Below are 25,770 nucleotides of genomic sequence, written 5' to 3' on the forward strand. Positions count from 1 at the left end.
AAATTGACAAGCCCGAACAATTGTTCGGGCTTTTTTTTGGACTCCAGGTTAATACCTAACTGAGCGTATTAATCAGTACTGCTCTTTTCTGCTTTTCCTGCCAATTGCGCCAGGAAATCGTAGCGTTTTTGCAAGTCAGCCGTTGCGTCTTTCCACAGTTGTTCCGCCACGTCGGGTTGTTGCGCATTCAGACGACGGAATCGCTGCTCGTTAAGCAATGTTTCAGCCAACGCATCTGATGGTGGGCGAGAATCCAATGCCAGCGGCAATTTGCCTTCATCTGCACGGCGCGGGTCAAAGCGATATAATGGCCAGAACCCGGTTGCGGTGAGCTGACGCATCTGATCGTGACTCAGCGCGAGATCGTAGCCATGTTCTTCACAGGGGCTGTACGCAATAATCAGCGATGGGCCCGGATAAGACTCCGCTTCCTGAATTGCTTTCACCGTCTGGTTTAGCTGTGCGCCCAACGAGATCTGCGCCACGTATACATGGCCGTACATCATCATACTGACACCAAGATCTTTGCGGGCCTTGCGTTTACCATGCTCGCCGAATTTAGTCACGGCACCGAGCGGCGTGGCTTTTGACGCTTGTCCGCCAGTGTTGGAGTAACACTGGGTATCCAGTACCAGAATGTTAACGTTCTCGGTCAGGCTTAAAACATGGTCCAGACCACCAAAGCCTATGTCATAGGCCCAGCCATCACCACCAATCAGCCAGATGGATTTCTCCACCAGCGCATCGGCGTCGGTCAGTAACTGCTGTGCGCCTTCTACGCCCTGCAGATGCTGGCGTAACGCTGCAACTTGCTCACGACGGACTTCTGGTGTTGCCTCCGCGTGCAGGGCGTCATTCAGCTCAGCCGGGATTTTATCGGCAAACTGTTCCAGTAAACGCATGACGCGCACACGATGCTGATCTACCGTCAGACGGAAGCCCAAACCAAACTCGGCGTTATCTTCAAACAGTGAGTTCGCCCACGCCGGTCCACGGCCATTAGCATCGGTGGTATACGGCGTTGAGGGCAGGTTACCGCCATAAATTGATGAACAGCCAGTGGCGTTGGCGATCAGCATACGATCGCCGTACAGCTGCGTAAGGAGTTTGATATACGGCGTTTCACCGCAACCGGAACAGGCTCCGGAATATTCAAACAGCGGGGTAATCAGCTGAGACGTTCGGATATCAATGCGTTCCAGCTTGCTGCGATCGATCTCCGGCAGATTGAGGAAGAAGTCATAATTCACTTTTTCTTCTTCAACGTGTTCAAGGCGAGACATCATATTGATGGCCTTGATCTCAGGATTCTGGCGATCTTTCGCAGGGCACACTTCGACGCACAGATTACAGCCGGTGCAATCTTCAGGTGCAACCTGCAGTACGTACTTCTGACCGCGCATATCGCGTGATTTCACATCCAACGAATGCAGGCTGGCAGGGGCGCTTTCCATCGCTTCTGGTGAGACCACTTTGGCACGGATGGCCGAGTGCGGACAGGCGGCAACGCAATGGTTACACTGTGTACACAATTCTTCTTTCCAGATAGGGATTTCTTCGGCGATATTGCGTTTTTCCCAGCGCGTGGTTCCCATCGGCCAGGTACCGTCTGGTGGTAACGCTGAAACGGGCAGGGCATCGCCGAGACCTGCGAGCATCGCTGCTGTCACGGTTTTTACAAAATCAGGTGCGGCATCAGAAACTACCGGTGGACGGTTGGCGCTGTGCGGATCAACCGGTTGCAGTGCCACCTCGGCGACGGATTCACGTGCCAGTGCCAGCGCCTGCCAGTTACGTTCAACCAGATCCTGACCTTTACTGCTATAGCTTTTGGCTATGGCACCCTGCAATTCAGCCAGGGCGCTGTCACCTGGTAAGATTTGCGTCAGATGGAAGAACGCCATTTGCATGACGGTGTTAATACGCGCGGCCAGACCGCACTCACGCGCGATTTTGGCCGCATTAATCACATAGAAACGGGCTTTCTTCTGATTCAGTACCGCCTGAACTTCCTGTGGCAGGCGAGTCCAGACTTCATCCACGCTGTACGGCGTATTGAGCAGGAAAATACCGCCAGGCTTCAGACGTTCGGCCATTTGATATTTATCGATAAACTGCAACTGGTGGCAGCCGACAAAATCAGCCTGCGATACCAGATACGCCGAACGGATAGGGTGCTCGCTGACGCGCAGATGAGAAACGGTCAGACCGCCTGCTTTTTTCGAATCATAGACGAAATAGCCCTGCGCGTACCACGGCGTGGAGTTACCGATAATCTTGATATTGTTTTTGGTGGCCGATACGCTGCCGTCGCTGCCCAGACCATAGAACAGCGCTTCGAGCTTGGCGGTACCGGGCAGGGTATTTTCTGGCAGAGGCAGCGACAAATTGGTGACATCGTCATAAATACCGACCGTAAAACGCGATTTGGGCTTAGCGCTGCTCAGTTCATTAAATACTGCCATCACGCAGTCCGGGCCAAACTCTTTAGAAGAAAGCCCGTAACGCCCGCCAATGACGCGTGGTAATGTTTCCCGTTCGCCGCAGTTAAAGGCTTCTGCCAACGCGGTCATCACATCCAGATACAACGGCTCTGCCTGGGCGCCGGGCTCTTTGGTGCGATCCAGAACGGCAACGCTACGCGCAGTTTCAGGTAATGCCTGTAGTAAGTGTCTGGCGGAGAAGGGGCGGAACAGCCGAACTTTCAGGACGCCCACTTTCTCTCCACGAGCAAGTAACTCTTCGACGACTTCTTCGCAGGTACCAATCGCGGAACCCATCAAAATAATGACACGCTCCGCCTGTGGATGACCGTAATACTCAAATGGCTGGTACTGACGACCTGTCGCCGTGGCGAAATCGTTCATCGCCTGTTCTACGTGATCGTAAACCGCGTTGTACCATGGGTTCGTCGCTTCGCGTGACTGGAAGTAAGTGTCCGGGTTGGCAGACGTCCCGCGAATAACCGGATGCTCTGGATTAAGCGCACGAGCCCGATGTGCATCAATTTCAGCTTGCGGCATCAGGCTGAGGATCGTGTCATCGGCCAGCGGCACAATTTTATTGATTTCATGCGATGTGCGGAAACCATCAAAGAAATGAATAAAAGGGACGCGACTTTTCAGCGTGGCAATTTGTGAAATCAGTGCGAAATCCTGCGCTTCCTGGACGCTGCTGGCGCAGAGCATGGCGCAGCCTGTCTGGCGCACGGCCATTACGTCGGAATGGTCACCGAAGATAGAGAGTGCATGAGTAGCAATGGTACGCGCGGCAACGTGCAGCACAAATGGCGTCAACTGACCGGCCAGTTTGTACAGCGTTGGGATCATCAACAGTAGACCCTGCGATGAGGTAAATGACGTTGAGAGCGCACCGGTCTGCAATGCGCCGTGAACGGTCGCGATTGCGCCGCCTTCTGACTGCATTTCTACGACGCGAGGGGTATCTCCCCAGACGTTTTTAAGCCCGTTCCCGGCCCAGGCGTCTGCCTGTTCTGCCATCGTCGAACTCGGCGTAATCGGGTAGATGGCGATAACCTCGCTGGTACGAAAGGCAACCGAAGCAACCGCACCATTACCGTCAATTGTGATCATACTGACACCCTTACATTGCGCAAAAAGAGGGACACGCAAAACAGTAGCGAGTCCTGTAATTATCCTTTTATTTTAGCAAAAGGCTTTCAGGCACATTTTCGCTTTTGTGTCCCTGGAATAAACAGAATGAATGGTTTGATCAAAGGAGTAGCCAAAAAATTGCCAGAAAATGTAAACAGCACGCATAAATGCGCATTTTGCCTCTCGACGGCAGTGTTTCCGCTGCCTATTATTTATGGCTGTGTCGTTTGGTTAATATTCAGAGGGGAGTAAGATGCGCGCAGCGTTTTGGGTAGGGTGTGCCGCGTTGTTATTATCGGCTTGCAGCAGTGAACCTGTTCAGCAGGCAACGGCCGCGCACGTTGCACCGGGCATGAAGGCCGCAATGTCCAGCTCCGGAGAAGCCAACTGTGCCATGATTGGCGGTTCGCTATCCGTTGCTCGTCAACTGGATGGTTCAGCCATCGGGATGTGTGCATTACCCAACGGCAAACGCTGTAGTGAGCAGTCGCTTGCCGCCGGAAGCTGTGGGAATTATTGAGCCACTGCTTTTATTACATTAAATCCGCCAGTTTAAACGTCAACGTTTGTTCTGCCGTAGCCAGTGTTAACTGGTCAGCAGTCAGATCGACCTGTGCGCCTTGCTTAAACATCTCGCTGACGATGCCGTCGAGCGCGTTAAGCTGTGGATCGGCGCACATCATGCGTGTCATTGCCATGTCTTTCACTTTCAATTCTCCGTCGGACAGCTTGCCCTGACCGTGGAACTGATTACACATTTTTCCCGATACCGTCATATTTTCGCCGAAACTTAATTCGGGTGGGTTATTGGCGACGGTTACCGGCTTGCCATTGACGCTCTGTAGAACAAAACGGTGGTGCTGTAACTGTTCGCGATTGACGGAAATTTTTCCATTGCTCACACAGCCAGCCATAAGCATGCTGAGCGCAATCAGCGTGACAATTTTCTTCATTAACTTTCTCTACGTTCGTGACGGGATTATATTCATGATGATAATGATATCGCCAGATTTATCATCGGGGGTTATCTGAAAATGCTCCCCTGGAAGCAGGGGAGCGGTATGATTAGAAGAGGGCGTTCGGACAGGTTTCGCCTTTGGCGATTTGAGCCAGATTCTGCAAGGTTGTTTCAGAAATGCTGGTCAACGCTTCGGCAGTCAGGAATGCCTGATGCCCGGTGAACAGGACGTTATGGCAGGCTGACAAACGACGGAACACGTCATCCTGAATCACGTCATTGGACTTATCTTCAAAGAACAGGTCGCGTTCATTTTCATACACGTCCATACCCAGTGAACCGATTTTCTGGTTTTTCAGCGCGTCGATTGCTGCCTGAGAATCAATCAGCGCACCACGGCTGGTGTTGATGACCATCACGCCATTTTTCATTTGCTCAAAGGCTTCGTGATTGAGCAGATGATAATTTTCCGGTGTTAACGGGCAGTGCAGGGAAATAACATCAGACTCTGCAAACAGTGTTTTAAGATCGACATATTCAACCCCTAACTCAAGGGCGGCGGCGCTGGGATACGGATCAAACGCCAGCAGGCGCATACCAAACCCTTTCAGGATCCGCAGTGCAGCAATACCGATTTTACCTGTACCAATCACCCCGGCAGTTTTGCCGTACATGGTGAAACCCGTCAGACCTTCAAGTGAGAAGTTTGCGTCACGAGTACGCTGATAAGCACGATGGATACGGCGGTTCAGCGTCATCATCATACCGATTGCATGTTCGGCGACGGCTTCAGGTGAATAGGCAGGAACACGTACAACCTGCAAGCCCAACTCTTTCGCGGCGTCCAGATCGACGTTATTGAACCCGGCGCAGCGCAGCGCGATGTATTTCACACCGTGCTTTTTCAGCTCTTCCAGAACAGGGCGGCTGCCATCGTCATTCACGAAGATACACACGGCTTCGCAACCGTGGGCTGTTTTGGCTGTCTTTTCCGTCAACAAAAAGTCAAAAAATTCAAGTTCAAAACCAAAAGCCTCGTTAACCTGCTGCAGATACTTCTTGTCGTACTGTTTTGTACTATAGATGGCGAGTTTCATAAGACTTTCTCCAGTGATTTTGACGTCACATTAATCCAATTCAAATTATTTTACAAAATATAAAAAATTATTGATAGTCAAAGACGTAATGAAAAATTCCAGCGCATCTGTTGTTAGTGTGGGCAGGTTCTTCAATTTCAACAACTGATTTCACTCATGCCAGACTGCATGCGGTTTTTGGTTGTTTTTTTTGGCCCATTTAGGCGGAGTCAGGTATGGATCAACGGTACGTCTTCACATTGCAGACGTACCGTTTAAAAAAACTCATCGAGCATCAAATGAAACTGCACTTTGTTACTGTCTGGGTGGGAAATACCATATGTTTGAAAAAGTCGTTGCTGTAAAGACAGTGAAAATTCCCCGAGACAACTCCAGAGGATCGCAAGGTCCTGGTAACGATCGGCAATACCTACTCGACCAACGTCAATACAACCCATCACGCGGCCATCAGCAAAAATAATGTTATCAAGCGAGAAGTCGCCATGCGTCACAACGGGATCGGGAGGAAATGGCAAACGGTCATGCATTGCATCCCAGACTTGTTCAGCAGACCAGTCATGACGTTCATCATCAAAATCATCGGTATCTACCAGACCGTTGACCATTCGTGTATGGGCTAATGAGAGACGAAACGGGTAGTCGCTGTTAAAAGGGCAGTGGCTGACTGGAATGGCATGTAATCGACGCAGGAATACTGCCAGCGCATCAACAATATCGCCACGGTCATCAGGATAGTCTTCCAGCATCTGAAAAGCGGTTTTTCCACTGATTGCTGTTGTCAGAAGCCACGCTTCATCAGCCGTACGGCTAAAATGATTGATGGTGGGCAGAGGCATATAGGCCTGCAGCCAGTTGAGTCTGACCATTTCATCGGTGATATCATTTGCAACGGTGCCTTTGCCATGCTTTAGAAATAACTCTGGCGCATCAGCCTTGCCATATAAGTGATAAATTGCCGCCCCGGACAGACCGACATTATTCCGCGCCCATTGATAACCTGCCAGTTCAGCGTCCAGCAGTGGGTTTAACGGCAGACTGGCGCATAGCGTTTCTCTTTGCGAATGATTCATACAACCCCTTTGTTTGGCAACAGAAGCACAGCAGAGCATTCTAATCTCACTCACTGTAAATCCATCATTTTGCAATGTAAGGTATTGATTGAAGCATCACTGTCATAGCAGTCCTGAACAGATGTAACTAATCTCCATCTTATTGATTTATCAGTTTCTTTGTGACTGATCTGCGTTCTATAAAAACGACATATCTTTCGGGAGCATCTATTCTTAATGTGGGCATGTTTAGTTAAACATGCCACAATACAAGCCTAAACCGGCTTAAATTTTCGCTAAATCAGGATATTAACTACCCATGAAGGGTAAATATAAAGCCGTTCTGGCACTCCTCTTATTATTGATTCTCATGCCGCTGACGCTGCTGATGACACTCGGTTTGTGGGTGCCTACGCTGGTGGGTGTTTGGCTACCGGTAGGTACGCGTATCGCGCTGGATGAGAGTCCACGGCTGACCCGACACGGACTGTATATCCCGGAACTTCGTTATCTGGTCGATGATTGCCCGTTAGCACGTATTACTCAGGCCGAACTGTCGCATCCGAGTCGTTGGTTGTTGAACGTCAAGACCATTGAACTGGATTCTGCTTGCCTGGCCAAACTGCCGCAGGCGCAACCCTCACCCGTCGCACCTAAAACATTGGCGGAATGGCAATCGATGCTGCCCAATACCTGGATTAACATCGATAACGTTGTTCTCTCCCCATGGCAGGAGTGGCAGGGCAAACTGTCACTTTCGTTAACATCGTCTATTCAGCAGCTTCGCTACCAGGGGGAAAAGGTTAAATTCCAGGGGCGCTTGCATGGACAAAATCTGACGGTAAATGAACTGGACGTTGCGGCGTTTGAAGGGCAACCGCCGGTAAAACTGGTTGGGGAATTTACGATGCCGCTGGTTCCTGACGGACTGCCAGTGAGCGGGCATACGGTCGCAACGCTCAGTTTACCGCAGGAGCCAACGCTTGTGGATGCGGAGCTGGAATGGCAAGAAAATAGCGGGCAACTGATCGTGATGGCACGGGATGCGGCCGATCCGCTTCTCGATCTGCCGTGGGAAATCACGCGTCAGCAACTGACTATCAGTGACGGTCGCTGGAACTGGCCTTATCAGGGGTTCCCGTTAAGTGGGCGTCTGGGGGTGAAAGTCGAAAACTGGCAGGCCGGTCTGGAAAATGCCGTGGTGAGTGGGCGTCTGAATATTCTGACGCAAGGTGAAGCCGGCAAAGGGAATGCGGTGTTAACCCTGGGGCCCGGCAAGCTCAACATGGATAACAGCGAAATGCCGCTGCAGTTGACCGGTGAAGCCAAACAAGGCGATCTGATTTTCTACGCCATGTTACCAGCAAGGCTCACCGGCAGCTTGAACGATCCGCAACTGGCGTTTGAACCTGGGGCATTGTTGCGCTCCCGTGGTCGAGTTATCGACTCACTTGATATTGACGAAATTCGCTGGCCATTGGCTGGCGTTAAAGTGACACAGCGCGGTGTGGATGGGCGTCTGCAGGCCATTTTACGAGCGCATGAAAACCAGATGGGGGGCTTTGAGTTACACCTTGATGGTCTGGCAAATGATTTTCTTCCTGATGCAGGCCGTTGGCAGTGGCGGTATTGGGGCAAAGGCAGTTTTACACCGATGCATGCGCTTTGGGATGTCGCTGGCAAAGGGGAGTGGCACGACAACACCTTGAGACTTTTCGACCTCTCGACCGGATTTGACCATCTGCAATACGGCACCATGACGGTGGAAAAACCGCGTCTGGTGATGGATGCGCCGATCGTGTGGGTCCGTGATGCCGAAAAACCGACGTTTAGCGGTGCGCTTTCGCTCGATGCCGGAAATACGCTCTTTAGCGGGGGCAGCGTCTTGCCCCCTTCAACGCTGAAGTTCAGCGTCGAAGGGACTGATCCGACGATTTTCCAGTTCAAAGGTCAACTTCATGCCGGAGCAATAGGTCCTGTACAGTTGAATGGGCGCTGGGATGGGATCCGCCTGCGTGGTCAGGCCTGGTGGCCAAAACAATCACTCACCGTTTTCCAGCCATTGGTACCCCCAGACTGGAAAATGAATCTGCGCGAAGGTGAACTGTATGCGCAGGTGGCATTCTCTGCCGCGCCGGAGCAGGGATTTGAGGCGGGAGGACACGGCGTACTGAAAGGTGGCAGTGCCTGGATGCCTGATAACCAAATTAACGGTGTCGATTTTGTGCTGCCGTTTCGTTTTAGTGAAGGCGCATGGCAACTTGGTACGCGGGGGCCGGTGTCATTACGTATTGCGGAAGTTGTGAATCAGGTTGCTGCGACAAACATCACCGCCGATCTGCAGGGCGGATATCCCTGGAGTGAAGACAATCCGTTACTGTTAAGCGATGTCAGCGCCGAACTGCTGGGTGGCAAAGTGGTTATGCAACAACTGCGTATGCCGCAGCACGATCCGGCATTGTTACGGGTGCAGAATATCTCCTCCAGCGAACTCATCAGTGCGGTAAATCCGAAGCAGTTTGCTATGTCAGGTCCGGTCAGCGGTGCGTTACCGTTATGGCTGAATAACGAAAAGTGGATTATCAAAGACGGATGGTTGACCAACCCAGGACCAATGACGTTACGTATTGATAAAGACACTGCGGATGCCGTTGTCAAAGATAACATGGCAGCCGGCGCGGCGATTAACTGGTTACGTTATATGGAAATAACGCATTCCTGGACGAAAATAAATCTGGATAACCTGGGTGTGTTAACTATGCAGTCAAGCGTCACGGGGAATAGCCGGGTGGATGGCAAAGTGGGTACCGTTAATTTGAATTACACCCATGAGGAAAACGTATTTACGTTATGGCGCAGTTTGCGTTTTGGTGACAATTTACAGGCATGGCTTGAGCAAAATGCGGCGCTGCCAGAAACCCATTGCCCGGAAGGCAAGGAATGTGAGGAACAACAATGAAAATGAGAGCTGCCATGCTGGGCCTGCTTGCGTCATCTCTGCTGGTGGGGTGTACCCCCAGAATCGAAGTGGCTGCGCCTAAAGAGCCCATCACTATCAACATGAACGTCAAAATCGAGCACGAGATCCATATCAAAGTGGATAAAGACGTCGAGAGTTTACTGAAATCGCGAAGCGATCTGTTCTGAGGTCACGATGAAAAAACAGCTTGTAGCGATCCTGATGGCGTTAAGTTTTTTGAGCGGCAACGTGTGGGCATTGACGCTGAATGAAGCCAGAACGCAGGGACGGGTAGGTGAAACACTTAACGGCTATCTTGTCGCGCTGAAAACGGATGCTGAAACGCAGGCGCTGGTGAATGAGATTAATAAAGCGCGCAACGCCAGTTACCAACAACTGGCTGAAAGCAACAATATTCCTCCAGATGAAGTGGCAAAAATGGCCGGGCAAAAACTGGTTGCTCGCGCCAAACCCGGCGAGTATGTACAGGGCATAAATGGCAAATGGTTAAGGAAAGAATAATGCATTTCTGAGCTGGGCTGACAAGTATTGCATTCACTTGAATTATTCATCGACATCGCAATAGTTGCCACACGGCATGATATCGATGTTGATATAGTTCCTCTCCGGTCGCGTCACTGGAGTGAAATCATGTGGCTTTTTAAGTGGTATGTCTGGAATCGTTGGGTATTCAAGCTGTTAAGCCGGGATGTCGCGGAGCCGGAACAATTTTTACTGCATTGCTGGGAAGAGAATCTGGCGAAGTGCAGGGATTATGCAACTATCTGGCGTGATATTAATCGCATTCATGGGAAGCAGGCAAAGAAGTAAGTACCCTCCCACCGGATGGTGAGAGGGTCAATCATCAGGCAGCGACGACGCTGTCGATTGCCGCTTTTGCATCGGACTGTGCTTTAGATGCCACTTCCGGACCGTAAGCAATACCTTCCGCGAAGACGACGTTCACGTCGGTGATACCGATAAAGCCCAGGAACACATTCAGATACGGGGTGATCAGGTCGGTCGGCGTATCTTTATGGATACCACCACGGCTGGTCAGCACGATAGCACGTTTTCCGGTTACCAGACCTTCCGGGCCTTTCTCGGTGTAACGGAAGGTTACGCCAGCACGGGCAATCAGGTCGAAGTAGTTTTTCAGCTGCGTTGGGATGTTGAAGTTATACATCGGCGCGGCGATAACAATCACATCATGCGCTTTCAGCTCAGCGATCAGCTCATCAGACAGCGCCAGTGCTTCTTGTTGACGTGGTGTCAGCGGGGCATCGCTCGGGCGCATCGCACCCACCAGTTCGCCATCCAGTACCGGAACAGGATTTGCAGCCAGGTCACGGACGGTGATTTCGTCAGCAGAGTGCTTTTCACGCCACTGTTCAACAAAATAATCAGACAACTGACCAGACTGAGAGTACCCTGCCAGAATACTGGATTTAAGAACTAATACCTTGCTCATGGGTGTTTCCTTTTATGTGTTTGAAGGGGATGTGCCCCGTTGCTTGTTGACACTTTATTCACAATCCTGCCGCAGTGATAGCGCAATATATCGAATCCTATGTTCGAAATTATTGAACAACACATGAAAAGCGCCGATGTGGTACTCTATACCCATCATCTACAAGAGATTTAACCCGGCAGAGCACTGCCCTCTAACGCTATGACAGAACAACAAAAATTAACCTTCAATATCCTGCAGCAACAGCTGGAATCGCTGATGCTGCGCGACAGACAGCGTTTTTCTCGTCGCCTGCACGGCGTGAAGAAGGTTAAAAATCCTGATGCACAACAGGCCATTTACCAGGAGATGGCAAAAGAGATTGACCAGGCAGCCGGTAAGGTTGTGCTGCGTGAAGCCGCTCGACCGACAATTACCTACCCGGAAAACCTGCCTGTCAGCCAGAAAAAACAGGATATTCTGGAAGCCATTCGCGACCATCAGGTGGTGATAGTTGCCGGGGAAACCGGTTCAGGTAAGACCACACAGCTACCAAAAATTTGTATGGAGCTGGGGCGAGGGGTGAAGGGGCTGATCGGCCATACCCAACCGCGTCGCCTTGCCGCACGTACCGTCGCTAATCGTATTGCTGAAGAGCTACACACTGAGCCGGGTGGCTGTATCGGCTATAAAGTCCGCTTTAGCGATCATGTCAGCGATAACACCATGGTTAAGCTGATGACGGACGGTATTCTGCTGGCGGAAATCCAGCAGGATCGGATGCTGATGCAGTACGACACCATCATCATCGATGAAGCGCACGAACGTAGCCTGAACATTGACTTTCTGCTTGGCTATCTGAAAGAGCTTCTGCCGCGCCGTCCGGATCTGAAAATTATCATCACCTCGGCGACTATCGATCCGGAGCGTTTTTCAAAGCATTTCAATAATGCGCCAATTATCGAAGTCTCCGGTCGAACGTATCCAGTAGAAGTACGCTATCGCCCGATTGTTGAAGATGCGGATGACACCGAACGCGACCAGTTGCAGGCAATTTTCGATGCCGTTGATGAACTGGGACGTGAAAGTCAGGGTGACATTCTGATCTTCATGAGTGGTGAACGTGAAATTCGCGATACCGCTGATGCACTGAACAAACTGGATTTACGTCATACCGAAGTGTTGCCGCTTTACGCCCGTCTTTCCAACAGTGAGCAGAACCGTGTGTTCCAGTCGCACAGCGGACGGCGCATTGTGCTGGCCACTAACGTGGCAGAAACCTCACTGACTGTTCCGGGTATCAAATATGTGATTGACCCGGGAACGGCGCGTATCAGCCGCTACAGCTACCGAACCAAAGTGCAGCGCTTGCCGATCGAACCCGTGTCGCAGGCCTCTGCGAACCAGCGTAAAGGCCGCTGTGGTCGTGTATCGGAAGGGATCTGTATTCGTCTCTATTCAGAAGATGATTTCCTGTCACGTCCGGAGTTTACCGACCCGGAAATTCTGCGTACCAATCTGGCGTCCGTTATTCTGCAAATGACGGCGCTGGGTCTGGGGGATATTGCCGCATTCCCGTTTGTTGAAGCCCCGGATAAACGCAATATTCAGGATGGTGTGCGCCTGCTCGAAGAGCTGGGTGCGATTACCACCGACGAGCAGCAAACCGCTTATAAACTGACGCCGTTGGGCCGTCAGTTGTCGCAATTGCCAGTGGACCCACGCCTGGCGCGTATGGTGCTGGAAGCGCAGAAACATGGCTGCGTACGTGAGGCGATGATCATTACCTCGGCGCTGTCCATTCAGGACCCGCGTGAACGCCCTATGGATAAGCAACAGGCTTCCGACGAGAAACACCGCCGCTTCCACGACAAAGAGTCTGATTTCCTTGCATTTGTAAATTTGTGGAATTACCTCGGCGAGCAACAAAAGGCGCTGTCGTCGAACCAGTTCCGTCGTCAGTGTAAGGTTGATTTCCTTAACTATCTGCGCGTGCGCGAATGGCAGGATATCTACACGCAACTGCGTCAGGTCGTGAAAGAGTTAGGTATTCCGGTCAATAGCGAACCTGCTGAGTATCGGGAAATCCACGTTGCGCTGCTGACCGGATTACTGTCGCATATCGGGATGAAAGATGCGGATAAACAGGAATTTACCGGCGCGCGTAATGCCCGTTTCTCGATCTTCCCAGGTTCCGGTTTATTCAAAAAACCGCCGAAGTGGACAATGGTTGCAGAGTTGGTGGAAACCAGCCGTTTGTGGGGACGCATTGCCGCGCGAATCGATCCCGAGTGGGTGGAGCCAGTTGCCCAGCATCTGATAAAACGTTCGTACAGTGAACCGCACTGGGAGCGTGCCCAGGGGGCGGTGATGGCGACAGAAAAAGTCACTGTTTACGGCTTACCGATTGTTGCCGCCCGTAAGGTGAACTACAGCCAGATCGATCCTGCACTATCGCGTGAACTGTTTATTCGCCATGCATTGGTGGAAGGTGACTGGCAGACGCGACATGCGTTTTTCCGTGACAACCTCAAGCTGCGTGCGGAAGTGGAAGAGCTGGAACATAAATCGCGTCGTCGCGATATTCTGGTCGATGATGAGACGCTGTTTGAGTTTTACGACCAGCGTATCAGCCATGATGTGGTTTCCGCCCGACACTTTGATAGCTGGTGGAAGAAGGTCAGCCGCGAGACACCGGATCTGCTCAACTTTGAAAAGAGTATGCTTATCAAAGAGGGCGCGGAGAAAATCAGCAAGCTGGATTACCCGAACTTCTGGCATCAGGGCAATCTCAAATTGCGGTTAAGCTACCAGTTTGAACCCGGCGCTGATGCGGATGGCGTGACCGTGCATATTCCGCTGCCGTTACTAAACCAGGTTGAAGAGAGCGGTTTTGAATGGCAAATCCCGGGGCTGCGTCGTGAACTGGTGATTGCGCTGATTAAATCACTGCCAAAACCGGTACGACGTAACTTCGTGCCGGCACCGAACTATGCAGAAGCGTTTTTAGGTCGTGTGACACCGCTGGAACTGCCGCTGCTGGATTCGCTGGAGCGTGAACTGCGCCGGATGACCGGCGTCACCGTTGACCGTGAAGACTGGCACTGGGATCAGGTGCCCGATCATCTGAAAATAACGTTCCGGGTGGTCGACGATAAGAACAAAAAGCTGCAGGAAGGACGCTCACTGCAGGCTCTGAAAGATGCGTTGAAGGGTAAAGTCCAGGAAACGCTGTCTGCGGTGGCAGATGATGGTATCGAACAGAACGGCCTGCACATCTGGAGCTTTGGTCAACTGCCGGAAAGTTACGAGCAAAAACGCGGCAACTATAAAGTGAAAGCATGGCCAGCGCTGGTGGATGAACGAGACAGCGTTGCCATCAAACTGTTTGATAATCCGCTGGAGCAACAGCAAGCGATGTGGTGCGGCTTACGCCGTCTGTTACTGCTGAATATCCCATCACCTATCAAATATTTACACGAGAAACTGCCCAACAAAGCGAAGCTGGGGCTGTATTTTAACCCGTATGGCAAAGTGCTGGATTTGATTGACGACTGTATTTCCTGCGGTGTGGATAGACTTATCGACGCTAACGGCGGCCCGGTGTGGACGGAAGAGGGCTTTGCGGCGTTGCACGAAAAAGTGCGGGCTGAGCTGAATGACACGGTGGTCGATATTGCGAAGCAGGTCGAACAGATCCTGACGGCGGTATTTAACATCAACAAACGTCTGAAAGGGCGTGTAGATATGACCATGGCGCTGGGGCTTTCGGATATCAAATCGCAAATGGGCGGGCTGGTGTACCGTGGATTTGTCACTGGCAACGGTTTCAAACGTTTGGGCGATACTTTGCGTTATTTGCAGGCCATTGAAAAACGGCTGGAGAAACTGGCGATTGATCCGCACCGCGATCGGGCGCAGATGCTGAAAGTGGATAGCGTGCAGCAGGCCTGGCAGCAGTGGTTCAATAAACTGCCGCCTTCGCGGCGTGAAGATGATGATGTCAAAGAGATCCGCTGGATGGTAGAAGAGCTGCGTGTCAGCTACTTTGCCCAGCAGCTCGGCACGCCATATCCCATCTCGGATAAACGTATTCTGCAGGCGATGGAGCAGATTTCAGGCTAACGCGTGGTGGTGCCGTAGACCGGATAAGGCGACGCCGCCATCCGGCGAGATAAGGCGCGGTGCCTGCTGGTGCTGCGCTTTTCAGGCCTACACCGGTCTACAGAACAAAGACCAGGAGTCACGAACATGAGACAGTTTCCAACACTTTCCGCGCCTACCCTTGCGGCGATAAATACCGTAGGACAATGGTTAGCGCAGAGCGATTTTGTGGACCACGCCGCTATTCAGGCAGACTGTGTGGTTCTGGCGGGGAATGCGGTGATCCCGACTATCGATGCGGCCTGCCAGATAGCGAAAGAACATCAGATCCCCTTGCTGATTAGCGGGGGAATAGGCCATTCCACAACGTTTCTGTATAGCGCGATTGCTCAACATCCGCGCTATAACATCATCCGCACCAGCGGACGAGCAGAGGCGGCGATCCTGGCTGATATTGCGCACCAGTTCTGGCAAATTCCGGGTGAGACGATTTGGGTGGAAGACCAGTCAACAAACTGCGGTGAGAATGCACGCTTTAGCTGTGCCTTACTGAACCAGGCGACAGAAAATATTCGCACGGTCATTGTGGTGCAGGACCCTACAATGCAACGCCGCACGATGGCGACATTCCAGCGTGTAACCCGTGATGATCTGCAGGCGCCGCGCTGGTTGAGTTTTCCCGGTTTTATCCCTGAGTTGACCCTACAGAACGGCGGTGTGGATTTCGCGTCGACTGCGGAGGGGCTGTGGTCTGTGGATCGCTATCTTTCGCTGATTACCGGCGAATTGCCGAGACTACGCGATGATGCAACCGGCTATGGCCCTCGCGGTCGTGATTTTATCGCCCATGTTGATATCCCGCAGACAGTTGAGGATGCGTGGCTGCATCTGCAAAACGATACGGCGCTGACTGACCTGTTGGCGAGCCGATCGCTGTAATCTCTGCCGCCCGTTTGTGCATGTTTTGTCGCAAACGGGCATAAATCCTGCCTGTTTTTTCCCTTCACCATGACATTACCAGACGCTTTTATGAAGCGGCTCACAGAACGACAATTCCAGCAGTAATGCGTCATGCATGATTGGTATTAATTAACAATAGTTTTACTTGTTAAAAACAAATCAATCACAGGAGAAGCGCATGTCAGTACCCGTACAACATCCTATGTATATTGATGGGCAGTTTGTGACCTGGCACGACGATGCCTGGATTGATGTCGTCAATCCAGCGACCGAAGAGCTGATCTCGCGTATTCCCGATGGCCGCGCTGAAGATGCACGTAAAGCGATTGATGCTGCGGAGCGGGCCCAGCCGGCATGGGAGGCGCTACCCGCGATTGAACGTGCAAACTGGCTACGCAAAATTTCTGCTGGCATACGTCAACGCGCCACTGAAATCAGTGCGCTGATTGTGGCAGAGGGCGGGAAGATCCAACAGCTGGCCGAGGTCGAAGTCTCGTTTACCGCCGACTACATCGATTATATGGCGGAGTGGGCACGGCGTTACGAAGGTGAGATCCTGCAAAGCGATCGTCCGGGTGAGAATATCCTGCTGTTTAAGCGTGCGTTAGGTGTAACAACCGGCATTCTGCCGTGGAACTTTCCGTTTTTCCTGATTGCCCGCAAACTGGCGCCAGCTTTGCTGACGGGTAATACCATTGTGATTAAACCCAGCGAATTCACGCCGAATAATGCGATCGCCTTTGCCAAGATTGTTGATGATATTGGTCTGCCGCGCGGGGTGTTTAACCTGGTGCTTGGACGCGGTGAAACGGTCGGTCAGGAACTTGCCGGGAACCCCAAAGTAGCGATGGTGAGCATGACCGGCAGCGTTGTGGCGGGCGAGAAAATCATGGCTGCGGCAGCGAAAAATATCACTAAGGTATGTCTGGAGTTGGGTGGCAAAGCGCCGGCAATCGTCATGGATGACGCCGATCTTGAGCTGGCTGTGAAGGCAATTGTTGACTCGCGGGTGATTAACACCGGTCAGGTGTGCAACTGTGCCGAACGCGTATATGTCCAAAAAGGCATCTATGACCAGTTTGTGAATCGTCTGGGAGAGGCAATGAAAGCCGTCCAGTTTGGCAACCCGGCCGAGCGTAATGACATCGCGATGGGGCCGCTCATTAATGCGGCTGCGCTGGCACGTGTGGAACAGAAAGTGGCGCGCGCAGTGCAGGAGGGCGCCAGGGTGGTGCTGGGCGGTAAAGCCATAGAGGGGAAAGGCTATTATTACCCGCCGACGTTGCTGCTAGACGTGCGCCAGGAGATGGCGATTATGCACGAGGAGACGTTTGGTCCGGTGCTGCCGGTGGTAGCGTTTGATACGCTGGAAGAGGCGCTGACGATGGCAAACGACAGCGACTATGGGCTGACTTCGTCGATTTACACGCAAAACCTGAACACGGCGATGAAGGCGATTAAAGGACTGAAGTTTGGCGAAACCTATATTAATCGCGAAAACTTCGAGGCGATGCAGGGGTTCCATGCGGGGTGGCGTAAGTCAGGGATTGGTGGTGCAGACGGTAAGCATGGCTTGCATGAATATCTGCAAACGCAGGTGGTTTATCTGCAGTCCTGATACTGATACACCAAGTATAAGCCGGGTGTTCCTGTGAGCCACCCGGCACAATCATCACACTTTTGTGGCTATCCAGTTCATCATCATTTCCGGCCACACGGCCAGCGGTAACCCTTGAGTATCCCGAATACCGAAGCCGTGTTTGCCGCGTTCAAACAGATGCATTTCAACAGGAACCCCCTGTGCGCGAAGCGCATTAAAAAATGCCAGACTGTTTTCGACTTTTACCGCCGGATCGTCAATGGCATGCAGCAGGAATGTTGGTGGCGTCGTGTTCTCAACCCGTTCTTCAAGTGAATAGCGGTGCAGATCCTGCTCTTCGGGGGTCGTGCCAACTAATTCAAGGCGAGAGCCAGGATGAGCAATATTCTCACGCAGGCTAATCACCGGATAGACCAGCGCCATGAACGCGGGGCGGGCGGGTTGTTCGTCTACGCAATCGATGGGCGTATAAACTGATTCAGCAAAACGTGTTCCCAGGCTGGCGGCCACATGACCGCCGGAGGAAAAGCCGAGGACACCGATACGATCAGGGTCGATTCGCCACTCCTGTGCGTGAGCCCGAATGTAGCGCATCGCACGTTGGGCATCGGCCAACGGGGCGTTTGACGCTTCCTCATGACCATCCCCCGGCATGCGATAGGTCATGACAAACAGGGTATAACCGCGGGCATTAAAAAAGGGCGCCAGCGCGCTGCCTTCTTTGTCCAGCACGACGCGGCGATAAGAGCCGCCGGGGGTGACAAGTATTCCCACACCATTCGGTTTTGCGGGGGCGTAGACGGTGATTTCTGGGGCACGAATACCGGTTACCGCACGATCGTAATGAGAGGTTCCCGTGTGTCTGGGTTCGGGGGTAAATACCGCATCGCTGTTTTTTGCTCCGGGGGCTTCACCCATTGGCCAGACTGAGACGGTGGCGGCGTGGGCAACGGCTTGCGCTATCATAGTTTCTAACGTTTCACGACTCAGTGCTTCCATTACTGTACTCCCTTTGTGGCAAAGGTTAGCTATAGCACACTTAATGGGGTGAAAACGGGGAGAGACTCACAACGTATTGAATTAGCGGGAAATGAAACGAGGCGGAGGCGATCCTCCGCCATAACACTAAAGCGTGATAAATTTATCCAACGTACGGATCAGTTGGGTGACAAAACCGTACTCGTTATCGTACCAGGCCACGGTTTTTACCAGTTGCAGATCGCCCACTTCGGTGATCTCGGTTTGTGTCGCATCAAATACTGAACCGAAATGTGAGCCAATGACATCTGACGAGACAATTTCTTCGTCGGTATAGCCGAATGATGCATTGTTCAGCGTTGCCTTTTTCAGCGCGTTGTTAACCTCTTCCGCAGTGACTTTTTTACCCAGAATCGACACCAGTTCTGTGACAGAGCCTGTTTTTACCGGAACACGCTGGGCGTGGCCTTTTAATTTCCCGCTCAGGGCCGGGATCACCAGACCAATCGCCTTCGCTGCACCGGTGGTATGAGGAATGATATTTTCTGCTGCCGCGCGTGAAGCTCGCAGATCCTTACCACGTGGCCCATCAACCAGTGATTGTGTCCCGGTGTAGGCATGGATGGTAGTCATGGTACCAAGCTGAATACCGAAGTTGTCATGCAGCGCTTTTGCCATCGGTGCCAGGCAGTTAGTGGTGCACGATGCGACAGAAATAATCCGATCGCTTGCATCCATCGTGTCGTCATTCACGTTAAAGACGATCGTCTTCATCTCTCCTGCTGGGGCGGATATCAGGACTTTTTGGGCGCCTGCATCCAGGTGGGCCTGCGATTTTTCTGTTGAGGTATAAAAGCCAGTGCACTCGATGATAATTTCCGCACCTGTGCTTTTCCACGGAATATTTTTGGCCTCTTTTTCGGCGTAAACAGCAATTTTTTTGCCATCGACAATCAGTGCGTCCTCGGTAAAGTCGACGCTCCAGGGGAATGGTCCGTAGTTTGAATCGTGTTTTAACAGATAGGCGAGGATTTTCGGTGAGGTAAGGTCATTGATAGCGACGACCTCCACGCTGCTTTTGACTTCCAGTAGCCGACGCAATACCAGACGACCGATACGACCAAAACCGTTAATGCCAATTTTACTCATGGTTTTCTCCTGTCAGGATGAGACGGTACGACATATTTTCCCTACCAGGCATAGTCCAGTCAGGCATCCGCGGCAATAGCTGTTTTTGCGGTTAAACGTAACTGACTGAAAATGAGTGAACAAAACTTAATGAATTTTTAACAAAAGCCCGTTATGTTGACGCATTATTGTTTTTATTCGAGAAGTGTTATGGGGAAGAAGTATTCTGGCCTGCAAATTGGCATTCACTGGCTGGTCTTTTTGTTGGTCATTGTGGCCTACAGTGCCATGGAGTTTCGCGGATTTTTCCCGCGCAGCTATCGTCCCGGGTTCAACATGGTACATGTTTCCTGTGGTATCACGATTTTAGCGTTGATGGTGGCGCGTCTGCTGGTCAGACTTAAGTATCCGGCCCCCCCGATTGAACCAAAACCGAAACCGATGATGACTGGTATGGCGCATCTGGGGCATCTGGTTATCTATTTGCTGTTTATTGCGCTGCCGATTATTGGCCTGGTGATGATGTATAACCGGGGAAATCCGTGGGTTGCATTCGGCATTGTTATGCCACATGCAGCAGAAACCAATTTTGAACTGGCCGATATGCTGAAATCATGGCACGAAACGCTGGCAAACCTGGGTTATTTTGTCATTGGCCTGCATGCCGCTGCGGCTCTGTTACATCACTATTTCTGGAAGGATAATACGCTCCTGCGCATGATGCCGCGTAAGCGTTCCTGATAAAACACCCCGCGTAATGCGGGGTGTTTTATTTCTCCGTGATTATTTTTCGCAGGAAATCTCTTTTTCAACGCGCTGTACCTGCGTGGCGCGTTTCTTCAGGCTGATGATGGCCAGCGCCAGAACAATCAGCACAATCCCGCTACCTTCGATAATGCCAGGTTCTTCGCCGAGCAACCACCAGGAAAAGAGTACCCCACAAACCGGCACCGCCAGCGTGCTTAAGCTGGCGATACTGGCGGGCAGGTTACGCAACACAAACAGCCATAAGCTCCAGGCCAGCGCTGTTGCCAGTACGGCGCTATACCCTAATGCCCAGAATACGACAGGCTGCCAGTCAGGCGTTCGCTGTGGGACCAGCCAGGCGACCAGGCTCATCACCAGCGCGGCATACAGCATCTGCCACGAGGTGAGTGCTAACAGGTCGATATTGGGATGACGAGCGTACATCCGTTTGGCGACAACCGCACTGGCTCCCCAACTGATACCTGAGAGGATTGCCAGCAGCGCACTCTTCATTGACGAAAAGTCCAGTTGCCACGGCTGCAATACCAGTATCAATCCAAACGCCGCCACCGCAATAGCGACGTACTGCAAACGACGCATGCGTTCACCGAGAAAAAGGGCGGCCATAATAACCACCCAGAAGGGCATGGTATAACTCAGAATAGCGACTTTTCCCGCACCGCCGCTGACCAGCGCCCACTGTGATAATCCCACCATGCCGCACGTTTGTAACAAGGCTATCGCCAACGTATACCTGAACGGGGTCGGGCGCATTCCGCGTCCACGTAGCATCAGGACAATAAATAATAGCAATGCCCCAAAAGAACAACGTAGTGCGGTGAAATCGAATGAACCAATGTAGTGCGTGACCTGTTTCATAGCAATCCAGCTATAGCTCCAGATGAGCGTTAGCGCGATCAGGCCGCCAATGGCCAGCGGATTGCTTTTCCCTGCGGTAGTCATAGTGTGTCCGTTTTGATGATGTTATGGCGCTACTATACCCGGTTTCATGTCACGATACTTTTGTGCAGACACGAGTCGTTATAATTCAGGCGAATAGCCATAGCGCCACAAAAAGCTGCTTGAACAACTGCTCAGATAAAACTACTGTATATAAATACAGTTAATATTGGATGAGTCATTATGTTGTTTCTCAAGCCAGCGGATCTCCGCGAAATCAATACAGCTCCCTTGTTTAGTGACCTTGTTCAGTGCGGGTTTCCCAGCCCGGCTGCGGATTATGTCGAGCGGGGCATCGATTTGAATGAATTGCTAATTCAGCATCCCAGTGCCACGTACTTCGTGAAAGCCGCGGGGGATTCAATGATTGAGGGGGGGATCGATGATGGCGATTTGCTGGTTGTTGACAGTTCGCTGACGGCGGTACATGGCGATATTATTATCGCTGCCGTTGATGGCGAGTTCACGGTTAAGCGGCTGCAGCTTCATCCAACGGTACAGCTCGTTCCAATGAACAGCGCTTATGCACCGATCGTTATCAGTCGTGAAGAATCACTGAATGTATTCGGTGTCGTTACCTATGCCGTGAAGGCTCTCCGCTGATGTTTGCGCTCTGTGATGTCAATTCGTTTTACGCCAGCTGTGAGACCGTTTTCCGGCCTGATCTCTGTGATAAACCGGTTGTGGTTCTCTCAAATAACGATGGCTGTGTTATTGCCTGCAGCGCGGAGGCCAAAAAACTGGGTATCCAAATGGGGGCGCCGTACTTCAAACAAAAAGATCTGTTTCGCCGTTACGGCGTGACGTGCTTTAGTTCAAATTACGAGCTGTATGCGGATATGAGCAGCAGAGTCATGTCCATCCTGGAGGAACTCTCTCCGCGCGTGGAAAGATATAGTATTGATGAAGCGTTCTGTGACTTGACGGGGGTGAGGAACTGCAGAGATCTTACTGATTTTGGTCGCGAGATGAGGGACACTATTTTGCAGAAAACGCATCTTAAAGTGGGTGTCGGTATTGCCCAGACCAAAACACTGGCTAAGTTGGCAAACTATGCGGCTAAAAAGTGGCAGGACCAGACTGGCAGCGTGGTCGACTTATCGAATAGCGAGCGCCAACGTAAACTGATGGCCGCCGTTCCGGTAGATGAAGTCTGGGGCATTGGCCGCCGTATCGGTAAGAAACTGGATGCAATGGGCATTAAAACGGTTTGTGACCTGGCTGAAACCGATATTCGCTTTATCCGCAAACATTTCAGCGTTGTGCTGGAAAGAACCGTGCGGGAATTGCGCGGCGAATCGTGCCTGGCGCTGGAGGAGTTTGCGCCGGTTAAGCAGGAAATCATCTGCTCAAGATCGTTTGGTGAACGGCTCACGGACTACCATGCCATGCGGGAGGCGATCTGCACCTATGCTTCACGTGCAGCGGAGAAGTTGCGCGGAGAGCATCAGTTCTGCTGCTTCATTTCTACGTTTATTAAAACCAGTCCATTTGCCCATAACGAACCTTATTATGGTAACAACGCGTCGGTAAAACTACTGACACCAACCCAGGACAGCCGGGATATTATTGGTGCGGCGACGCGTTGCCTTGACGCCATCTGGCGAGAGGGGCGGCATTATCAAAAAGCAGGCGTGATGTTAGGGGATTTTTTCAGTTCCGGTGTGGCACAGCTCAATCTTTTTGATGAAAACGTCCCGCGGCATAATAGCGACAAACTTATGGCGGTTCTGGATACTCTTAATGCTAAAAATGGTAAAGGGACGCTCTGGTTTGCCGGACAAGGGATACAGCAACCATGGGCAATGAAACGAGACATGCTCTCACCTCGTTATACGACGAGATACAGTGATTTACTGCGGGTGGGGGATCTCCAGCGGTGTAATGCCACATCTACGATTGCGTGTCTCTGACATTTCGGTAGCATGAAAAAGCAAGATACATATCCTGCCTTTTTCATGCTATTACCCGTTATTTACCTGATAATTCCTGCAAATACTGTGGTGGTTGATACCAACAGTGGCCGCCATAAGTTCGCGTTCAGACCACGGCTTATTCCTTACCAGCCATAAGACATGCCACCGCCAACCACAAAGTTATGCTGTGTGTCGTTGGAAACGGACGCTTTAACGACAACGTGCTCTGATGCCCGGGCAGAGAAACCGACAGCCAAAGCTGTTTCGCCATCCGTCGTACCGACACCCGCGCCGACGTTGACGCTCTGAGACTCAATAACCTGGGGGATATTCGCCATTGCTGCGACACCTGCGATGCCAGCGGACGCGCGTTTACGGTTCTGATCCACTTCATTTTTCAGCTTACCGAAGTTAGCGTTGGTGTTCTGCTCCAGTGTTTCGATGCGTTGCTCATGATTGGCCAGTTCGTCGGTATGTTTCGCAACCGTCGCGTTGGTCGCTGCACGTTCAGCAGCGGCGTCAGCCAGATACTTATTGACAGATGCCGTGCGTTGAGCGAACGACGAGGCTGCAACTTTTTGGGACAGGCCCGCAGTCAGCGTCTGGTAATGCGTTGCTTCTGTCTTCACTTCATCGGTGATGGCCTGTTTGTTAGTGGCAACCTGGGCTGCGTCAGCTTTGGTGCCGATTGCCGTTCTGAGCTGGCTATCCGCATCTGTACGATCGGTGATTTCTTTCTGTAATTCACCATCCTGACGCTGCTGATCGGTACTAAAGGCAGTGGTATCAACCTTGTTTTTGAGCGCGTTAGTGTTGTTGTCTGCCGTTTTCTGTGCATTTCCTGCACTCTGCATGGCTTGTGCGATATCGTTACCCTGTTGTAGGTCAACTGCTGCCTGAGTGGTTTTATCCGTATTATAAGTTGGCTTATCGACAAAATTACCTTGTGACTGCTGGAGTTGAGTGATGGCCTGTTGGTTGGTATTTGCTATGGCAGCAATGCTGTTTGCCTGAGTAACATCGGCTTTATTTGCTGAAAGATCCGCAATAGCACCGTGGATATTTTCCAAATCGTAAGTTGAGCCATCAATGCCCACAATAGTAATGGTGCCGACAGGATTAGGTGTTTTGGTGAAGGTAGTGACACCATTTGTTGTCGTGCCGATAGCCGCTTCGGCAATTCCAGACAATAGCAGAGAAGAAAGAATAAAAGCAGTAATTAAGTTGGTTTTCATACATGTCATCATTAATATATAAGTGTTTAAGATTGCGTTGAGCGCTGTTTGAACTTCAACGTAAATAAAATTAGATAGAATACTATCTGGCGTTTTTTGATGTTCTCTTGTCCTGTGAGTGAAGCGGCATTTTCAACAGATGCCATATGCAGTGTTTTTATTATTAAAGCTGATGCGCTGAAATAGACCGCTGCGTAGTGAAAACGGTTTTATCATCTCGACTTTGCAGTTTACTTTTCTTTCACATCAGCTGGTTATGATTCCTTTGACGTGAGGTGACCAAGGGCGGTGGATACCTTGACACCTGGCAGGCCATTGATAGTTATTCGATGGTTAAATGTTTCACTGGTTATTATTGTTATGCGATACATAGGGTTGCTTATTAGTTAGTATTTTATTGAGTGAAAATTACCACTGCACCAGATAGAATCAATATTGGAAAGTGTCCAAAATTCTACTTATTTAGAAAATTAAGAATAGTCCCAGAGTTAGTGATTGGGTAATTAAATTATTGGTGCATCGGTCCCCGACCTATCGTAAATACAGGCGTGCCGTACGGGGTTGTTCCTGGTAAAGCATCAACAATCGCTGCTGCTCGATCGCAATAGTCCTGGCTTTATTGATGAGTGTGACTTCGCGCATACGAGACCGCTTCGTGTTTATTCCATGACATAAATCTCCCTCAATAATAGAATGAATGGCAAGGGAGCGTTATGCCAGCAATTCATTGAAAATTGTATTTTACAGTGAGTTTTAATTAACCAAAATAAGTTCTATTAATATTGATTTCGAATGGGTAATTAAGATGTATGGCAATATATTTAATTATTCATTCTCGTAAATCCCATAGCTAACCGCATTCACTTCGTACTTGTTGTTAGGTCCAGTCTCTGGGATTAGCTGATCACACGTAAACGGTGCCGGAGTGGTCGCTGGAGGCTCTCGCGCTGCAATGTGCTGTTGATGGTGGAATGGCAAGCGATGAGCAACTTAATCTAAACGACTGATATTAAAT

The 25,770-nt window shown here is 51.1% G+C and carries 20 protein-coding genes; 11 read left to right on the plus strand and 9 right to left on the minus strand.

Annotated elements, in window-relative coordinates; all coding sequences use genetic code 11:
* Positions 1-68 precede the first annotated feature (68 nt).
* Complete coding sequence (gene nifJ, locus NNO08_RS18405) at positions 69-3,593, minus strand: pyruvate:ferredoxin (flavodoxin) oxidoreductase (protein WP_271457273.1); 3,525 nt, start codon at positions 3,591-3,593, stop codon at positions 69-71.
* Between the two features lie 274 nt (positions 3,594-3,867).
* Between nifJ and NNO08_RS18410 the strand changes: the two genes are divergently transcribed.
* A complete protein-coding gene (locus NNO08_RS18410) occupies positions 3,868-4,134 on the plus strand; it encodes a putative hemolysin (protein WP_003020360.1) in 267 nt (88 codons plus the stop codon).
* 13 nt (positions 4,135-4,147) lie between these two features.
* On the opposite strand, the gene hslJ is transcribed toward NNO08_RS18410, so the two are convergent.
* The 3 genes from hslJ to NNO08_RS18425 all read right to left on the minus strand — a co-directional run bounded on the left by hslJ (position 4,148) and on the right by NNO08_RS18425 (position 6,739).
* On the minus strand, positions 4,148-4,567 hold the full coding sequence (hslJ, locus tag NNO08_RS18415; RefSeq protein ID WP_048211553.1) for a heat shock protein HslJ: 420 nt from the start codon (positions 4,565-4,567) through the stop codon (positions 4,148-4,150).
* Between the two features lie 112 nt (positions 4,568-4,679).
* The gene (locus tag NNO08_RS18420) at positions 4,680-5,669 is read right to left on the minus strand and encodes a 2-hydroxyacid dehydrogenase (RefSeq protein WP_137381769.1); all 990 of its coding nucleotides are present in this window, start codon (positions 5,667-5,669) and stop codon (positions 4,680-4,682) included.
* A gap of 254 nt (positions 5,670-5,923) precedes the next feature.
* Positions 5,924-6,739, minus strand: a complete 816-nt coding sequence (locus NNO08_RS18425) for an APH(3')-I family aminoglycoside O-phosphotransferase (protein WP_271448780.1) — start codon at positions 6,737-6,739, stop codon at positions 5,924-5,926.
* A 298-nt stretch (positions 6,740-7,037) separates the two neighbouring features.
* Here NNO08_RS18425 and NNO08_RS18430 point away from each other — a divergent pair, with 298 nt between their 5' ends.
* The 4 genes from NNO08_RS18430 (at position 7,038) to NNO08_RS18445 (ending at position 10,508) form a co-directional block, all read left to right on the plus strand.
* On the plus strand, positions 7,038-9,677 hold the full coding sequence (locus NNO08_RS18430) for a YdbH family protein (RefSeq protein ID WP_271448781.1): 2,640 nt from the start codon (positions 7,038-7,040) through the stop codon (positions 9,675-9,677).
* Positions 9,674-9,865 (plus strand): YnbE family lipoprotein, encoded by a 192-nt coding sequence (locus NNO08_RS18435; RefSeq protein ID WP_271442536.1) that lies wholly within the window; start codon positions 9,674-9,676, stop codon positions 9,863-9,865. The genes NNO08_RS18430 and NNO08_RS18435 overlap by 4 nt, the downstream gene beginning before the upstream one ends.
* 7 nt (positions 9,866-9,872) lie before the next feature.
* Positions 9,873-10,199, plus strand: a complete 327-nt coding sequence (locus tag NNO08_RS18440; protein WP_271457274.1) for a YdbL family protein — start codon at positions 9,873-9,875, stop codon at positions 10,197-10,199.
* A 129-nt stretch (positions 10,200-10,328) separates the two neighbouring features.
* Positions 10,329-10,508: a hypothetical protein gene (locus tag NNO08_RS18445; RefSeq protein ID WP_121584690.1), complete on the plus strand. Its 180-nt coding sequence runs from the start codon at positions 10,329-10,331 to the stop codon at positions 10,506-10,508.
* Between the two features lie 34 nt (positions 10,509-10,542).
* Here NNO08_RS18445 and azoR read toward each other — a convergent pair whose 3' ends face one another.
* Positions 10,543-11,148 (minus strand): FMN-dependent NADH-azoreductase, encoded by a 606-nt coding sequence (gene azoR, locus NNO08_RS18450; protein ID WP_202038565.1) that lies wholly within the window; start codon positions 11,146-11,148, stop codon positions 10,543-10,545.
* A gap of 201 nt (positions 11,149-11,349) precedes the next feature.
* Between azoR and hrpA the strand changes: the two genes are divergently transcribed.
* The 3 genes from hrpA (at position 11,350) to aldA (ending at position 17,809) form a co-directional block, all read left to right on the plus strand.
* Positions 11,350-15,252, plus strand: coding sequence for an ATP-dependent RNA helicase HrpA (hrpA, locus tag NNO08_RS18455; RefSeq protein WP_271457275.1), 3,903 nt, complete (start codon positions 11,350-11,352; stop codon positions 15,250-15,252).
* Between the two features lie 126 nt (positions 15,253-15,378).
* A complete protein-coding gene (locus tag NNO08_RS18460) occupies positions 15,379-16,170 on the plus strand; it encodes a YdcF family protein (protein ID WP_271457276.1) in 792 nt (263 codons plus the stop codon).
* A 199-nt stretch (positions 16,171-16,369) separates the two neighbouring features.
* Positions 16,370-17,809 (plus strand): aldehyde dehydrogenase, encoded by a 1,440-nt coding sequence (aldA, locus tag NNO08_RS18465; RefSeq protein WP_271457277.1) that lies wholly within the window; start codon positions 16,370-16,372, stop codon positions 17,807-17,809.
* A gap of 54 nt (positions 17,810-17,863) precedes the next feature.
* Here the strand turns inward: aldA and NNO08_RS18470 are convergent, their stop codons facing one another.
* On the minus strand, positions 17,864-18,790 hold the full coding sequence (locus NNO08_RS18470; protein ID WP_271457278.1) for an alpha/beta hydrolase: 927 nt from the start codon (positions 18,788-18,790) through the stop codon (positions 17,864-17,866).
* A 126-nt stretch (positions 18,791-18,916) separates the two neighbouring features.
* The gene (gene gap, locus NNO08_RS18475) at positions 18,917-19,918 is read right to left on the minus strand and encodes a type I glyceraldehyde-3-phosphate dehydrogenase (RefSeq protein ID WP_271442531.1); all 1,002 of its coding nucleotides are present in this window, start codon (positions 19,916-19,918) and stop codon (positions 18,917-18,919) included.
* 189 nt (positions 19,919-20,107) lie between these two features.
* Between gap and cybB the strand changes: the two genes are divergently transcribed.
* Positions 20,108-20,638 (plus strand): cytochrome b561, encoded by a 531-nt coding sequence (gene cybB, locus NNO08_RS18480; RefSeq protein ID WP_271457279.1) that lies wholly within the window; start codon positions 20,108-20,110, stop codon positions 20,636-20,638.
* 42 nt (positions 20,639-20,680) lie between these two features.
* Here cybB and NNO08_RS18485 read toward each other — a convergent pair whose 3' ends face one another.
* Positions 20,681-21,607, minus strand: a complete 927-nt coding sequence (locus NNO08_RS18485) for a DMT family transporter (protein WP_271457280.1) — start codon at positions 21,605-21,607, stop codon at positions 20,681-20,683.
* 180 nt (positions 21,608-21,787) lie between these two features.
* On the opposite strand from NNO08_RS18485, the gene NNO08_RS18490 reads away from it, so the two are divergent.
* Together NNO08_RS18490 and NNO08_RS18495 are read left to right on the plus strand one after the other, a co-directional pair.
* On the plus strand, positions 21,788-22,207 hold the full coding sequence (locus NNO08_RS18490) for a translesion error-prone DNA polymerase V autoproteolytic subunit (protein ID WP_271457281.1): 420 nt from the start codon (positions 21,788-21,790) through the stop codon (positions 22,205-22,207).
* On the plus strand, positions 22,207-23,517 hold the full coding sequence (locus NNO08_RS18495; protein ID WP_271457282.1) for a Y-family DNA polymerase: 1,311 nt from the start codon (positions 22,207-22,209) through the stop codon (positions 23,515-23,517). The genes NNO08_RS18490 and NNO08_RS18495 overlap by 1 nt, the downstream gene beginning before the upstream one ends.
* Positions 23,518-23,663: 146 nt before the next feature.
* On the opposite strand, the gene NNO08_RS18500 is transcribed toward NNO08_RS18495, so the two are convergent.
* Positions 23,664-24,755: a YadA C-terminal domain-containing protein gene (locus NNO08_RS18500; protein ID WP_271457283.1), complete on the minus strand. Its 1,092-nt coding sequence runs from the start codon at positions 24,753-24,755 to the stop codon at positions 23,664-23,666.
* Positions 24,756-25,770: the final 1,015 nt, after the last annotated feature.

The organism is Citrobacter sp. Igbk 17 (genome assembly GCF_028069775.1).
Lineage (GTDB): Bacteria > Pseudomonadota > Gammaproteobacteria > Enterobacterales > Enterobacteriaceae > Citrobacter.